This window comes from Streptomyces sp. NPDC048639 (assembly GCF_043199075.1).
GTDB lineage: Bacteria > Actinomycetota > Actinomycetes > Streptomycetales > Streptomycetaceae > Streptomyces.
Genome location: NZ_JBICVP010000001.1, coordinates 330,388 through 344,165 on the forward strand (window position 1 = coordinate 330,388; position 13,778 = coordinate 344,165).

Annotated in this window: 13 protein-coding genes and 1 riboswitch; of the genes, 8 read left to right on the plus strand and 5 right to left on the minus strand. The window is 72.9% G+C overall.

Going from position 1 to position 13,778, the window contains the following annotated elements; genetic code table 11:
• Positions 1 to 130 precede the first annotated feature (130 nt).
• The 4 genes from ACGFNH_RS01420 to ACGFNH_RS01435 all read left to right on the plus strand — a co-directional run bounded on the left by ACGFNH_RS01420 (position 131) and on the right by ACGFNH_RS01435 (position 5,725).
• The gene (locus ACGFNH_RS01420) at positions 131 to 1,081 is read left to right on the plus strand and encodes an ATP-binding cassette domain-containing protein (RefSeq protein WP_393650919.1); all 951 of its coding nucleotides are present in this window, start codon (positions 131 to 133) and stop codon (positions 1,079 to 1,081) included.
• Positions 1,053 to 3,140 (plus strand): YhgE/Pip family protein, encoded by a 2,088-nt coding sequence (locus tag ACGFNH_RS01425; protein WP_393650920.1) that lies wholly within the window; start codon positions 1,053 to 1,055, stop codon positions 3,138 to 3,140. The genes ACGFNH_RS01420 and ACGFNH_RS01425 overlap by 29 nt, the downstream gene beginning before the upstream one ends.
• 44 nt (positions 3,141 to 3,184) lie before the next feature.
• On the plus strand, positions 3,185 to 3,796 hold the full coding sequence (locus tag ACGFNH_RS01430; RefSeq protein WP_393650921.1) for a TetR/AcrR family transcriptional regulator: 612 nt from the start codon (positions 3,185 to 3,187) through the stop codon (positions 3,794 to 3,796).
• Positions 3,797 to 4,168: 372 nt separating this feature from the next.
• Positions 4,169 to 5,725 (plus strand): phytoene desaturase family protein, encoded by a 1,557-nt coding sequence (locus ACGFNH_RS01435; protein WP_393650922.1) that lies wholly within the window; start codon positions 4,169 to 4,171, stop codon positions 5,723 to 5,725.
• Positions 5,726 to 5,784: 59 nt separating this feature from the next.
• Here the strand turns inward: ACGFNH_RS01435 and ACGFNH_RS01440 are convergent, their stop codons facing one another.
• From ACGFNH_RS01440 to ACGFNH_RS01460, 5 genes are all read right to left on the minus strand, one after another.
• On the minus strand, positions 5,785 to 6,756 hold the full coding sequence (locus tag ACGFNH_RS01440) for a hypothetical protein (RefSeq protein WP_393650923.1): 972 nt from the start codon (positions 6,754 to 6,756) through the stop codon (positions 5,785 to 5,787).
• Positions 6,757 to 6,791: 35 nt separating this feature from the next.
• On the minus strand, positions 6,792 to 7,709 hold the full coding sequence (gene metF, locus ACGFNH_RS01445) for a methylenetetrahydrofolate reductase [NAD(P)H] (protein WP_393650924.1): 918 nt from the start codon (positions 7,707 to 7,709) through the stop codon (positions 6,792 to 6,794).
• Positions 7,710 to 7,854: 145 nt separating this feature from the next.
• Positions 7,855 to 8,517, minus strand: a complete 663-nt coding sequence (gene thiE / locus ACGFNH_RS01450; RefSeq protein ID WP_393650925.1) for a thiamine phosphate synthase — start codon at positions 8,515 to 8,517, stop codon at positions 7,855 to 7,857.
• 341 nt (positions 8,518 to 8,858) lie between these two features.
• Positions 8,859 to 9,224, minus strand: a complete 366-nt coding sequence (locus tag ACGFNH_RS01455) for an Rv2175c family DNA-binding protein (protein WP_393650926.1) — start codon at positions 9,222 to 9,224, stop codon at positions 8,859 to 8,861.
• Between the two features lie 89 nt (positions 9,225 to 9,313).
• Entirely contained in the window at positions 9,314 to 10,486 is a 1,173-nt protein-coding gene (locus ACGFNH_RS01460; protein WP_393651465.1) for an NAD(P)/FAD-dependent oxidoreductase, read from the minus strand.
• 223 nt (positions 10,487 to 10,709) lie between these two features.
• Positions 10,710 to 10,801, plus strand: a riboswitch (TPP riboswitch).
• Positions 10,802 to 10,812: 11 nt separating this feature from the next.
• On the opposite strand from ACGFNH_RS01460, the gene thiO reads away from it, so the two are divergent.
• The 4 genes from thiO (at position 10,813) to ACGFNH_RS01480 (ending at position 13,698) form a co-directional block, all read left to right on the plus strand.
• On the plus strand, positions 10,813 to 12,033 hold the full coding sequence (gene thiO, locus ACGFNH_RS01465; RefSeq protein WP_393650927.1) for a glycine oxidase ThiO: 1,221 nt from the start codon (positions 10,813 to 10,815) through the stop codon (positions 12,031 to 12,033).
• Positions 12,030 to 12,230: a sulfur carrier protein ThiS gene (gene thiS, locus ACGFNH_RS01470; RefSeq protein ID WP_393650928.1), complete on the plus strand. Its 201-nt coding sequence runs from the start codon at positions 12,030 to 12,032 to the stop codon at positions 12,228 to 12,230. Before thiO ends, thiS begins: the two co-directional genes overlap by 4 nt.
• Positions 12,231 to 12,319: 89 nt before the next feature.
• Positions 12,320 to 13,102 carry a thiazole synthase gene (locus ACGFNH_RS01475; protein ID WP_393651466.1) on the plus strand — a complete coding sequence of 261 codons (783 nt, stop codon included), beginning with the start codon at positions 12,320 to 12,322 and terminating at the stop codon, positions 13,100 to 13,102.
• 149 nt (positions 13,103 to 13,251) lie between these two features.
• Complete coding sequence (locus ACGFNH_RS01480; RefSeq protein ID WP_393650929.1) at positions 13,252 to 13,698, plus strand: SRPBCC domain-containing protein; 447 nt, start codon at positions 13,252 to 13,254, stop codon at positions 13,696 to 13,698.
• The last annotated feature ends 80 nt before the right edge of the window (positions 13,699 to 13,778 follow it).

Consider the following 13,778-nt stretch of genomic DNA (forward strand, 5'->3'; position numbering starts at 1 on the left):
CGTGGCCACACGCTCGCTCCGCCTCGGCCTCATCGACCCGGCCCGGCCTCGCACCCCACCCCGCCGTGCGTCCTTCGCACACCATGCGGCATACTTTTGCACTGACCAGTCAGTTCAAAGGAGGGGTACCGTGGACAGCACCCCACACGGGGCGGCGGTCACGGCCGTGAAGTTCGGCGTCAAAGGCCCACGGGGATGGGCGTTCCAGGACATCGACCTCAACGCCGGACCCGGCTCCCTCATCGCCGTGACGGGACCCTCGGGCTCGGGCCGCACCAGCCTTCTGCTCGCACTCACCGGGCGCATGCGCCCCGCCGCCGGCCACGCCGAGGTCGCCGGGCTGCGACTGCCCCAGAAGATGGCCGACGTCCGCCGGATCAGCGCTCTCGGTCACGTACCGGGTGTCGCGGAGCTCGATCCGGCGCTCACCGTCACGGAGCATATGCGTGAACGGGCCCTGCTGCAGCGGCGGTTCAACGGCTCGCTGCGCGCCCTGCTGCGTCCCCGTCACGAACGCGCCGGCGAAGCCCAGCACTTGATCGACGCCGCGCTCGCGGCGGCCGGCCTGGACCTGGACCCGCTCCCCAAGGGTCCGCGCACGGCCGTACGGGATCTGGAGCGGCTGGAGGCCCTGCGCCTCTCGGTCGCCCTCGCGCTGATCGAGCGGCCCCGTCTGCTGGCCGTCGACGACACGGACATGAAGCTCTCCGACGACGAGCGCGAGCAGGCGTGGGCGATGCTCCGCACCGTGACGGAGGCGGGGACGACGGTCCTGGCCGTCTGCAGCCAGGCACCGGAGGGTGCGGTGGTCGTCTCGACCGCGGCACCGGAGTCCACCGAACTCGCCGACGGCGCACCGCAGTCCGCGGACGCACGGCCCGGCGCCCGTTCCGACGACGGCGACGGCGACAGCGACAGCGACAGAACTGCCGGGACCCCACCCGGCACGGACGCCGACCCGGACGCCGACGCAGGAGCCGGCTCGGACGCCGACGCAGCATCCCCGGGCCACCCGCACACGAAGGACACCAAGACCGAGGAGGGGGCGGCCGATGCGTTCGCCGAAACTGGCCGCGCTTGAGCTCAAGCGCTTCGGCAGGGGCAAGCTGCCGCGCGCCGCACTCGTGGCCCTGCTGCTCCTGCCCCTGCTCTACGGAGCCCTGTACCTGTGGTCGTTCTGGGACCCGTACGGCCGCCTGGACCGGATCCCCGTCGCCCTCGTCAACTCCGATCAGGGCGCCACCGCCCAGGGCCGCCAGGTCACCGCGGGCGACGAGATCGTCAAGGGTCTGCGCGACAGTGAGACCTTCGAGTGGCACGAGGTGAGCGCGGACGAGGCGCGCAAGGGTGTCGAGTCGGGTACGTACTACCTCTCCCTCACCGTGCCCTCCGACTTCAGCAAGCGCATCGCGTCGAGCTCGGGCGACCACCCGGAGACCGGCGCGCTCAAGGTCCGCACCAATGATGCGAACAACTACATCGTCGGGCAGATCTCCCGGAGTGTGTTCTCCGAGGTGCGGTCGGCGGCGTCGGTGAAGTCCGCCCGGACCTTCCTCGACAGGATCTTCATCTCCTTCTCCGACATCCACGGGGCGACGCAGAAGGCCGCGCAGGGCGCCGACACCCTCGACGGCGGGATCGGCAAGGCCAAGAAGGGCACGGACAAGCTCGCGAACGGCCTGACGGACGCGAAGGACGGCAGCCGCGACCTCAAGAACGGTGTCACCGAGCTGCACACCGGATCGCGCAAGCTCAAGGACGGTTCGCGGAAGGTCGCCGACGGCACCCACACCCTGGCCGGCAAGGTCAACGTGGCGGCGGACAAAGCCGGTCCGTTCCTGAAGGACCACGGCGACGAGATCGCCACCGGTGCCCGGCACGTCGCCGAGGCGAGCCGGGTGCTCAAGAAGGACCTCGACAGCCTGCCCACCCGGGCCGCCACCGCGGCCGAGGAGACCCGCCGGATATCCGACCGGGTGGCGGAACGGTACGAGCAGAACTGCAAGGGCACGATCAAGCTCGACCTCCTCGCCGACTGCGCGGACCAGAAGAAGCTGGTGGACGCGGCCGACAAGGCGGCGGACGCGGCGGAGGACTTCAACGACCTGGTCCAGGACCACAAGGACCTGGACGAGCTGGGCACCCATCTCGACGACCTCAACCGCATGGCCCTCGACCTCGCCGACCGCGCCCCCACCCTGGGCAAGGACCTCGACTCCGCCGTCGCGAAGGTCAACGCGCTCGACAAGGGGGCCCAGGCGGTCGCCAAGGGCGCCAACCGCCTTCACACCGGCCTCGGTTCCGCCCAGGACGGCTCCACCGAGCTCGACAGCGGCATCAAGGAGCTGTCGCAGGGCGCGAACACCCTCGGCGGCGGGATGTTCAAGCTCGAGGACGGCTCCGGCAAGCTGGCTGGCGGACTGCACGACGGCGCGAAGAAGATCCCCGACTACGACGAGCAGGACCGGGACGCCCGTACGGCCGTGATGTCCGACCCCGTGCAGCTCGCCTCGCAGTCCATGCACCAGGCGCCCAACTACGGCACCGGCTTCGCCCCGTACTTCATCCCGCTGTCCCTGTGGGTCGGCGCGATGGTCGCCTACATGATCATCCAGCCGCTGAACCGCCGCGCGCTGGCCGTCGGCTCCTCGCCCTGGCGCATCGCCCTGGCCGGCTGGCTGCCGGTGGCCGCGCTCGGCATGCTGCAGACGGGGGCCCTGATGTCCGTACTGCACTGGGGACTCGGCCTGGAGATGGCGCGCGCGGCCGGCACGGTCGGCTTCCTGCTCCTGACCACGGCCTGCTTCGCCGCCATCGTGCAGTGGCTCAACGCACGCTTCGGGCCGGCGGGGCGGATCCTCGTCCTGGCGCTGCTGATGCTCCAGCTCACCTCGGCGGGCGGCACGTATCCCGTGCAGACGAGTCCGGGCTTCTTCAACGCCGTCCACCCGTTCCTCCCGATGACGCATGTCGTCGAGGGCCTGCGGCGCCTCATCAGCGGTGGCGGGCTGGAGCCGGTGTGGCAGGGGACCGCGGTGCTGCTCGCGTACACCCTCGGGGCGCTCGCCCTCACGGCGTGGTCCGCCCGGCGCAAGCAGGTGTGGACCCTCGACCGGCTGCACCCGGAGCTGAGTCTGTGATGTCCGCCACCGGAACCCGCCCCGCGGCGGGCAGAATCGACGGCATGAACAGCAGCACTACGCGACGCCGCCAGGCGACTCGCGCGAAGCTCTACGAGGCGGCCGTCACCCTCATCGCCGAGAAGGGCTTCTCCGCCACCACGGTGGACGAGATCGCCGACCGCGCGGGCGTCGCGAAGGGCACGGTCTACTACAACTTCGCCAGCAAGACCGAGCTCTTCGAGGAACTGTTGCGGCACGGGGTGGGCCTGCTCACCGGCTCGCTGCAGCAGGCCGCGGACGAGGTGGCCGAGAGCGGCGGCAGCCGGGTGGACGCGCTGGACGCGATGATCCGCGCCGGACTGGTCTTCATCGACCGCTACCCGGCCTTCACCCAGCTCTACGTCGCCGAGCTGTGGCGGACCAACCGCGCCTGGCAGTCGACGCTGATGGTGGTGCGGCAGCAGGCCGTCGCGGTGGTGGAGAACGTGCTGCGCGAGGCCGTCGAGAACGGGGAGCTCAACGACGAGATCGACGTACAGCTGACGGCCGCGGCCCTGGTGGGCATGGTGCTGGTGGCGGCACTGGACTGGCAGGCGTTCCAGCCGGAGCGGTCGCTGGACGATGTGCACGCGGCGCTGTCCCGGCTCCTCCAGGGCCGGGTCAGCGGCGGATAGGGGCGTACGGGGGGCCGTCCCGTATACAGCAAAGACAAGCGCCGCCCGCCGCGGCTCGATCCCCCCGAGCCGTGACATGGCGGCGCTTCCCCCGTGATCCCCCGTTCCCCCGTATCGCGGGCGTTCCTCCCGGGCCCCCCGTGGCCCCGGGCATCACCCCCGCGATTTCCCCTCCGTCCGGGGAGCCGCGCCGTTCCGCCGCCCCGTGCCGGCAGTGCCGGCGCCGCGCCCCTTCCGTGATGTCCACTCTTTCGTTCGCGCAGGTCGGCGCCCATCCGCGCGGCTACTCAACCCGGCGGATAGGTACCCCTACTCAGTCCCTCCGCTCCCGTCCTCACGCGCACGCGGGGAGCCTCGGTAGGGTCTCGTCCCATGGCACGGATTGCGGTGATCGGCGCCGGCATGGGCGCGATGGCGGCCGCGGCCAGGCTGGCCGTGGCAGGCCACCGGGTGGCGGTGTACGAACGCGGGGAGACCTACGGGGGCGGTGTGCGCCGCTTCGAGCGCGAGGGGTTCGGTTTCGACACCGGCCCCGGCCTCCTCCATCTGCCCGCCGTCTACCGCGACTTGTTCCTCAAGACCGGCAAGGAGCCGCTGGAGAGCTGTGTGGAGCTCTCCCAGGTCGACCCCGCGAGCCGGCACGTCTTCGCCGACGGCACCGACGTCTCGCTGCCGAACGCCTCGCGCGCGGGCGTCGTCTCCGCCCTCGACACCGCGCTCGGCGCGGGCGCCGGTGAGCGCTGGAGCGATCTGGTCAACCGCGCGCGGGACGTCTGGGACGCCACCCGCCGCCCGCTGCTGGAGGAGCCGCTGCACGACGACTGGCGGACGCTGACCCGGGATCCGTACCCGGCCGTGCGCCGGGGGCTGCTGCGCCGCGGTGCCCGCACGCTCGCCGAGGTCGCCCACCGGGAACTGGAGGATCCGCGGCTGGGTGCGCTGCTGGAGAGCCACGCGCTGGCGTACGGGATCGATCCGCGCGACGCCCCGCCGAGCGCCGTGGTCCTGCCGTACGTGGAGCAGACCTTCGGGAGCTGGTACGTCCGCGGCGGCATGCGGGCGCTCGCGCACTCCCTCTACGAGCGCTGCCTGGCCCGGAAGGTGGAGTTCACCTTCGGCGCCGAGGTCGACGTCATCACCGAGAAGGACGGGCGGGTCTCCGGCCTGCTGCTGGTGGACGGCACCGAGGTGGGCGCCGATCTGGTCGTCGCGGGCGTGGACCCCTGGGTGCTCGCGGTCATGGTGGGCGACTCCCCCGTCGCCTTCACCAGGCTGTACGAGGCGCGCGACGTGCTGCCCCGGCTGCGCCGTCCCCGCGCCCGCTTCACCGTGCTGCTCGCTCTCCGGGGTGCCCGGCCCTCCGGAGCCGCTCACCGCACCGTGGTGCACACGGCCGACCGCGACGCGGAGTTGGCCTCGGTCTTCGGCACCGGCGGCGGCCCGGCCGCGCGGCGCGCCCCGTGCGAACGGCCGACGGTCACGGTGCTGCGCCCCGACGACCCCGCGCAGCGCCCCGACGACGCGCACGAGGCGGTCACCCTGGCGGTGACCGTGCCCGGCCATGCCGAGGACGCACCGGATGCGATCGACTGGGCGGCCGACGGCGTCGCCGAGGACTTCGCGGAGCGGATGGTCTCGGTCGCCGAGGCGGCGATACCGGATCTGCGCGAGCGGCTCCTCTGGCGCGAGATCCGTACGCCCGCGGACGCTGCCGACGAGACGGGGGTGGCGGGCGGAGCCGTGCCGGGGCCCTCCCTTGCGGGGGCTCGCGGGGAGCAGCTCCGCGCGGCCAACCGCACCCGGCTGCCGGGGCTCTACACGGTCGGCGGCTGGTACCACCCGGGCGGCGGGCTCGCGCACGCCGGGATGTCGGGCGCGCTGGTGGCCGGACTCATCGTCGAGGGTGACGACTGGCGCGGCTCACAGTGAGCGGCGCGCCCTGACCGGTTCGGGCCGCGTCGCGCGCCCGTCGCGGTGCCGTGTCCCGGTCAGTACCGGTACTGGTCGTCGTAGCCGTTTCCGTTGCCGTTGCTGTAGCCGTTCCCGTTCCCGTTCCCGTAGCCGTTGCCGTAGCCCTGCTGGTACGGGTACGCCTGCTCGTCCGGCAGTTCGCCGGGCTGCTGCTGGTCGCCGGTGCCCTGCTGCGGCGCCCACACCCCGCCGGGCGGGGTGTCGCCGTACTGGCCCTGGGAGTTGGTGCCGTACGGGTCGGCGTACTGGCCGTAGTCGTAGCCCTGCCCGCCGTAGGACGCGTACGGGTCGTAGTTCTGGGCGCCGGTGTCGGTGCCCGGATACGGGTCGGTGTACGCCTGGTACTGCCCCGTCCCGTAGTCGTACTGCCCCGCGGCCGCATAGCTGCCCGGGTCGCCCAGCGGGTCCTGCTGCTGGCCGTAGTCGCCGTAGGCGGGCGTGGTCGCGTAGGCGGAGGTCGCCGCGTACGCGCCGCGGTTGTCCTGGCCGGCGCCCAGACCGTCGTACGCCGCGTCGCTGTAGATGCCGTACTGGCCGGTGTCGTCCGGCATCGGCTGCGGCTGGTAGACGTCGCGGGGGTCCTGCCCGGCCTCCTGCTGGTACTGCTCGTACGGCTGGTACTGCTGCTGGTACTGCTCGTCCCCGGGTGCTTCGAGACCGGAGACCTCGAGCGTGGGGTCGGCGTACTCGGCGACGTCCTCCTCCTCGTCCTTGCGGCGCCGGTTCTCGACGATGCCGTTGCGGAGCGCCCAGCCGGTGGAGAAGCCGCGCCGGAAGGAGAGCGTGACGTAGGTCTGGCCGACCGCGAAGGCGGCCGCGCCCGCCCCGATGACGACGACCGACTGCGTCAGCACGCCGATGACCACGCCGAGGAAGCCCACGAAGGCGAGCAGGCGCCATCGCAGTCGCGCCTTGTACTGCAGGAGGACCTCGCCGAGCAACCACAGCGCGACGACGCCAAATGCGATGTAGAGGACCGTCCAGCCCATGTCCGCCCCTCTTCCGCCGCTTTTCGGCCTAGCCGTCAGGACTGTTGGGACAGTCCCAGATTCTCGTAGATTTCCAGAGTCGCTGTGGAGTGGTTCAACGTAATGAAATGCAACCCGGGGATGTCCTCGGACATCAGCCGGGCGCACAGCTCCGTCGCGTACTCGATCCCCACCGAGCGTACAGCCGCCGGGTCGTCTTTGACCGAAAGGATTCTTTCCGCCAGCTCGGGCGGGAAGGCAGCGTTGCTGAGCTGGGCGAATCGCTCGATCTGCCGGACGTTGGTGACCGGCATGATCTCCGGGATGATCGGCGTGCTGCAGCCCGCGGCCTCGACGCGGTCCCGCAGCCGGAGGTAGTCGTCGGCGTAGAAGAACATCTGCGTGATCGCGAAGTCCGCACCCGCACGGCATTTGTCCACGAAGTGACGTACGTCGGAATCCCAGTCCGCGGAGCGGGGGTGCATCTCGGGGAAGGCGGCGACGCCGACACAGAAGTCGCCCGACTCCTTGATGAGCCGGACGAGATCGGCGGCGTACTGGACACCCTGGGGATGGGCCACCCACTCCCCCATCGGGTCGCCCGGCGGGTCCCCGCGCAGCGCCAGCATGTTGCGGATCCCGGCGTCGGCGTAGCGGCCGATGACATTGCGAAGCTCGGCGAGGGAGTGGTCGACGGCGGTGAGATGGGCGACGGGGGTGAGGGTGGTGTCGGTCGCGATGCGCTCGGTGGCCCGTACGGTGCCGTCGCGGGACGAGCCGCCCGCGCCGTACGTCACGGAGACGAAGGTGGGGGCGACCGCCTCGATGCGGCGGATGGCGTTCCAGAGGGTCCGCTCGCCCTTCTCCGTTTTCGGGGCGGCAAACTCGAAGGAATAGGACCGCTTGCCTGAGGCAAGCAGGTCACGGACGGTACGCGCGCGGTCCATTCTGGTGGACGCAGTGCCAAGGGCCATAGGGGCAGGTTAACCAGCGGCCGGGCACAGCCCCAACAAAAGCCGACGATATGCCGGGTTGGCCCGGATCCCGTCCACCACTCGGACAACCCGTCCGGTTACGCACCGCGCTCGCCGCGACGGTGACGGCCTGCTGATGCTCCGCTCACGCCCCGCGTTCGCGCAGCCGCTTCGCCAGATCCGCCGCCGCCGCGCCGGGGTCGTCCGCGTCCGTGATCGCCCGGACGACGACGACCCGCCGCGCCCCGGCGTCCAGCACCTCGTCCAGACGGGACGCGTCGATGCCCCCGATCGCGAACCAGGGCCGTACGGGCTCCAGCGACGCCGCATACCGCACGAGCGGCAGACCGGGGGCATGGCGGCCGGCCTTGGTGGGGGTGGGCCAGCACGGACCGGTGCAGAAGTAGTCCACACCGGGCTCGGCCACCGCCGCGTCGACCTCCGCCTCGGCGTGCGTGGAGCGCCCGATGACCACGGAGTCGCCGAGGAGCGCGCGGGCGGCGGGCACGGGCAGGTCGCCCTGGCCCAGATGCAGTACGGCGGAGCGGCTCGCATGGGCCACATCGGCCCGGTCGTTGACGGCGAGGAGCTTGCCGTGGCGGCGGCAGGCGTCCGCGAAGACCTCGAGATGCTCCAGCTCCTCCGCGGCCTCCATGCCCTTGTCGCGGAGTTGCACGATGTCCACCCCGGAGGCCAGCACCGCGTCGAGGAACTCGGGCAGATCGCCCTGGCGCTTGCGCGCGTCGGTGCAGAGATAGAGCAGGGCGTCGGCGAGCTGGTCGCGGGCGGTGGGGGCTGCGGCGGCCATGGGTTCCCCTCCCCGGGTCGGCGGTGTGCGGGCCGGAGGTCCGGCCCGCACACCGTACGGGGTTGCCGGTCGGGGCATCGAGGCGCGGTCACCGGGGAGGACGCGTGCGCGCGTCCATCCCCGCGCCGCGCAGGGAGGCTGCGCAACCGCACGGGAAGCTGCCGCACCGCGCGGGAGGCCCACCTCACCGCGCCGGAGGCCACCGCGCTGCGGGCAGGCGGTACTTCACGCCCGGGCGGCAAGGCCCGGACGCTCGCGCCCGGACGCCGTGCGGCCGGGCGTACGGACACCGGTGCGGTGAAGGACCCGCTGCGGGCGCGGTGCCCTGCGGTGCGATGCGGTCAGACGGCGAGCGCCTGGGCGCGGCGCTTCACCTCCGTGCCGCGGTTCTCACGCAGCGCCTGGGCCGGCGTGCCTGGCAGGGTCGGGTCCGGCGTGAAGAGCCACTCCAGCATCTCCTCGTCGGTGAAGCCGTCGTCCCTGAGGAGCGTCAGCGTCCCGGCGAGGCCCTTGACGACCTTGCCGTCACCGACGAATTCGGCCGGCACCTGCAGAACCCGGTTCTCTCCGCGGCGGACCGCGATGAGCTGGCCCTCCTTGACGAGCTGCCTGACACGGGTCACCTCGACGCCCAGCCGTTCGGCGACGTCGGGGAGGGTGAGCCAGGCGGGAACAAGCGCATCGGTCTTGGTGTCAATCTCGGTCACGGACACCAGCCTGCCATCCCGGACTGACAGCCGGTAGCAGAGCGCGGCCGGGCGGGGCTGATCGTCGGCCCTCCGCCGGTGGCTCCGCCTCAGCCCAGGACGGCCGTCTTGAGCGGTACGGACTGGTCCGCGGCCCGTTCCGGGTCGAGCCGCGCGCCCTGTTCGATCAACCGTCGCCCCTGCGCCAGATCCCGCGGCCGGCCCACGGCCAGCAGCGCCACCAGGACCCCGTCGCGCAGCCAGCAGACCGACCACGAGGCGCTGGTCGGGTCGCCCCGCCAGACCGTGGTGTCGGCGCCGGAGTGATGCCCCGCGTACTGCACGAACCGGCCGAACTGCTCGGACCAGAAGTAGGGCACCGGGTCGTAGACGGATCCCGCGGTCTCCTCGCCGACGATGTTCGCGGCGACCGTGCGCGGCCCCTGCAGCGCGTTGTCCCAGTGGTGCACGAGAAGGCGCACCCCGTAGCGGCCGGACGGGAAGGACGCGCAGTCGCCGACCGCGTAGACGTCGGGCTGCGAGGTGCGCAGACGCTCGTCGGCACGGACGGAGCCGTCCGGGCACAGCTCCACATCGGAGTTGGTCAGCCAGGCCGTGGTGGGGCGGGCCCCGATGCCGACGAGCACGGCGTCCGCGCGCAGCCGCTGTCCGTCCTCCAGCACCACCGCGCCCGCCTCGACCGCCGCCACCCGGGCGCCGGTGATCAGCCGGGCGCCGTTGTCCGTGTACCAGGCGGCCATGTGCTCGGCGACCTCCGCCGGGAGGGCCCCGGCGAGCGGCCGGTCCGCGGCCTCGACGACGGTCACCGGGCAGCCGGCCTCCAGCGCGGCGGTCGCGAACTCCGCTCCGATCCAGCCCGCGCCGACCACCACGACCTCCTGCCGGCCCTCGAGCACGGGGCGCAGCCGCTCCGCGTCGTCGAGGGTGCGCAGCACGTATACGCCGGGTTCGGCCTCGGTGCCGGGGAGGGTGACCGGTTCGGCGCCGGTGGCGATGACCAGCGTGTCGTACGGGACGGGCCCGTCGGCGGTCTCCAGGACGTGCCGGTCGGGGCGGAGTCTGGTGACGTGTCGGCTCAGCAGCAGGTCGATGCCCAGGGCCGGGAAGTCGATCTCGAGGGCGGATCCGTCGGCCTTGCCGAGGAGCACGGCCTTGGAGAGCGGCGGCCGGTCGTACGGCTCGTGCGACTCGGCCCCCAGCAGTGTGATCGAGCCCCTCCAGCCCCGCTCGCGCAGGGCGACCGCCGTCTGCACCCCGGCCATTCCGGCGCCGACGATCACGACCCGCTGCTCTGGCTGCTTGTCATCGCTCACACGATCACTCTAGGACGGCTTCGGGGGCGGGCCGCAGACGCGCGCGTCGAGATCTCTGACACAGCATCACGTACGCCGGAGTGTGCCGCGGGCCGGGCGCCCCCCGCGCACACCCGGTGCCGCTCCCTTACTCCCCGTCGGAGCCAGGGACTATGGTGGCGGATCGAGAGCACTCGCGGGAGCCCGGACGCACCGGGCTGAGAGGGAGGCTGGACGGCCTCCGACCGTACGAACCTGATCCGGGTCATGCCGGCGAAGGGAGGGGCCGGGCGCCCATGCACGCATCCGACACCAGCAGTTCACACGGTCCTGGCGGGCGGGACGGACCCGCGCCCGCGGGCTACGACGTCCTCGTCGTCGGGGGCGGGATCATCGGCCTCGTCACGGCCTGGCGCGCGGCCCAGCGGGGCCTGCGCACGGCGGTCGCCGATCCGTCGCCGGGCGGCGGCGCCGCGCAGGTCGCCGCCGGCATGCTGGCGGCCGTCACCGAGCTCCACTACGGCGAGGAGACCCTCCTCGGGCTCAATCTCGCCTCCGCCGAGCGCTATCCGGACTTCGCGGCCGAGCTGCGGGAGGCGAGCGGGCTGGACATCGGCTACCGCGCCTGCGGCACCCTCGCCGTCGCGCTGGACGCCGACGACCGCGCCCATATGCGCGAGCTGCACGCACTCCAGCTCCGGTACGGGCTCGACTCGCAGTGGCTGACCGGGCGCGAATGCCGCCGCCTGGAGCCCATGCTCGCGCCCGGCGTACGCGGCGGCCTCCGCGTGGACGGCGACCACCAGACCGACCCGCGCCGCCTCGCCGCCGCCCTCCTGCGGGCCTGCGAGCGCGCCGGTGTGGAGCTGCACCGCTCCTGGACCCGGCGGCTCACGGTCGTACGGGACCGGGCCGTGGGCGCGGTGCTCGACGACGGCAGCGAACTCTCCGCGGAGCAGACCGTCCTCGCGGCGGGGAGCCGGAGCGGGAAGCTCGACGGAGTGCCGGAGGACGTGGTGCCGCCGGTCCGGCCGGTCAAGGGGCAGGTGCTGCGGCTGCGCGTTCCCGAGGCGTACCGGCCGTTCCTGTCGCGGACCGTACGGGCCGTGGTGCGCGGCGGGCAGGTCTACCTCGTACCGCGGGAGAGCGGTGAGCTGGTGATCGGCGCCACGAGCGAGGAGCTCGGGTGGGACACCACGGTCACCGCGGGAGGGGTCTACGAACTGCTGCGTGACGCCCACGAGTTGGTGCCCGGCCTCACCGAACTCCCGCTCGTCGAGACCCGCGCGGGGCTGCGTCCCGGTTCCCCGGACAACGCGCCCCTGCTGGGGCCGACCGAGCTGCCGGGCCTGCATCTGGCGACCGGTCACTACCGCAACGGCGTGCTGCTCACGCCGGTCACGGGCGATGCGATGGCCGAGGTGCTGGCCACCGGCGAACTCCCCCAGGAGGCCCGCCCGTTCACCCCACAGCGTTTTCTGTCCGCACCCCGCCGACTCCAGGAGTTGCCCGTATGACCGTCTCTGTGAACGGGGAGCCGCGGGACGTCCCCGCGGGGACCACCCTCGACGAGGTGGTCGCAACGCTGACCACGGCACCGTCGGGTGTCGCCGCCGCACTGAACGAGACCGTCGTGCCGCGCGGCCGGTGGTCCGGCACGGCGCTGGGCGACGGCGATCGTGTCGAGGTGCTCACCGCGGTCCAAGGAGGCTGATCCGGACGATGACCGACACCGCATTCCGCGACACGGCGGCCAACAGCACGTCCGGGGGCACCGGCACCGGGGCGGCCCCCGGTGCCGACATGCTGACCATCGGCGACAGCGCGTTCGCCTCCCGGCTGATCATGGGCACGGGCGGTGCGCCGAGCCTGGAGGTGCTCGAGCGCGCGCTGGTCGCCTCCGGCACCGAGCTGACCACGGTGGCGATGCGTCGCCTGGACCCGACCGTCCACGGTTCGGTGCTGTCCGTACTGAACCGGCTCGGCATCCGCGTCCTGCCGAACACCGCAGGCTGCTTCACCGCGGGCGAGGCCGTGCTCACCGCCCGCCTCGCCCGGGAGGCGCTCGGCACCGACTGGATCAAGCTGGAGGTCGTGGCCGACGAGCGGACCCTGCTGCCCGACCCGGTCGAGCTGCTGGACGCGGCGGAGACCCTGGTCGACGACGGCTTCACCGTGCTCCCGTACACCAGCGACGACCCGGTCCTGGCGCGGAAGCTGGAGGACGCGGGCTGCGCCGCGATCATGCCGCTGGGCTCCCCCATCGGCTCCGGACTCGGCATCCGCAACCCGCACAACTTCCAGCTGATCACCGAGCACGCGCGCGTCCCCGTCATTCTCGACGCGGGAGCGGGCACCGCCTCGGACGCGGCGCTCGCCATGGAGCTGGGATGCGCGGCGGTCATGCTCGCGTCGGCCGTGACCCGGGCCCAGGAGCCGTTGCTGATGGCGGAGGCGATGCGGCACGCGGTCGAGGCGGGCAGGCTGGCGCATCGCGCGGGCCGCATCCCCCGGCGCCACTTCGCCGAGGCGTCCTCGCCGACGGAGGGGGTCGCGGCGCTGGACCCGGAGCGGCCCGCGTTCTAACCGGACCGGGCGCGTGGGACGGCACCGGTGGCCCGTCCGTACCGGCCGCGGAGAGCCCGGCGGGCCCGGAACGCTCGCGCCCGCGATGCGGGCCGGGCCGCCCCCGGACGGCTAGCGTGGAAACCGAGGCCGGAGACCGGAGGTGCCCTGTGAGCGTCGACCTGATCGAGCGCGAGGCGTACGTCCCCGCCCCCGTGGAGCGGGTCTGGCGCGTGCTGACCACCGCGGAGCACATCCGGACCTGGTACGCCTTCGGAGGCGCCGAGGTGGACCTGCGCCCGCGCGGGGCGCTGCGCTTCCGCTGGGACGAGCACGGGGAGTTCCACGCGCGGGTGGAGCTGGTCGAGGCACCCACCCGGTTCGTCTTCCTCCTGGCCGCCGACCCCGACCAGCCGCCGGAGCGGGGCGACGCGACCCTGGTCGAGTTCACGCTCGCGAGCGAGGGTGCGGGCACCCGCGTCACCGTCGCCGAGACGGGGATCGAGGCGCTCGACATGACCGACGAGGGCAAGGCGCGGCACGCGGAGTACGCGCGCATGGCGTGGACGGCGGCGCTGGAGGAGCTAGCCGCCATCGCCGCCGCGTCCCACGGCTGAGCCACTCCCCCGCCGCGAACGCGTCCCCCAGGCGTCCCACGGCTGAGCCGCCCCATCGCGCCCCCGGCACCGCCGTCCGG

Bases quoted from the DNA above. Each gene is read 5' to 3' on its own strand.
- ACGFNH_RS01425 (WP_393650920.1), top strand. From the start codon at position 1,053: ATGCGTTCGCCGAAACTGGCCGCGCTTGAGCTCAAGCGCTTCGGCAGG.
- ACGFNH_RS01430 (WP_393650921.1), top strand. From the start codon at position 3,185: ATGAACAGCAGCACTACGCGACGCCGCCAGGCGACTCGCGCGAAGCTC.
- ACGFNH_RS01435 (WP_393650922.1), top strand. From the start codon at position 4,169: ATGGCACGGATTGCGGTGATCGGCGCCGGCATGGGCGCGATGGCGGCC.
- ACGFNH_RS01440 (WP_393650923.1), bottom strand. From the start codon at position 6,756: ATGGGCTGGACGGTCCTCTACATCGCATTTGGCGTCGTCGCGCTGTGG.
- metF (WP_393650924.1), bottom strand. From the start codon at position 7,709: ATGGCCCTTGGCACTGCGTCCACCAGAATGGACCGCGCGCGTACCGTC.
- thiE (WP_393650925.1), bottom strand. From the start codon at position 8,517: ATGGCCGCCGCAGCCCCCACCGCCCGCGACCAGCTCGCCGACGCCCTG.
- ACGFNH_RS01460 (WP_393651465.1), bottom strand. From the start codon at position 10,486: ATGGCCGGGGTGCAGACGGCGGTCGCCCTGCGCGAGCGGGGCTGGAGG.
- thiO (WP_393650927.1), top strand. From the start codon at position 10,813: ATGCACGCATCCGACACCAGCAGTTCACACGGTCCTGGCGGGCGGGAC.
- thiS (WP_393650928.1), top strand. From the start codon at position 12,030: ATGACCGTCTCTGTGAACGGGGAGCCGCGGGACGTCCCCGCGGGGACC.
- ACGFNH_RS01475 (WP_393651466.1), top strand. From the start codon at position 12,320: ATGCTGACCATCGGCGACAGCGCGTTCGCCTCCCGGCTGATCATGGGC.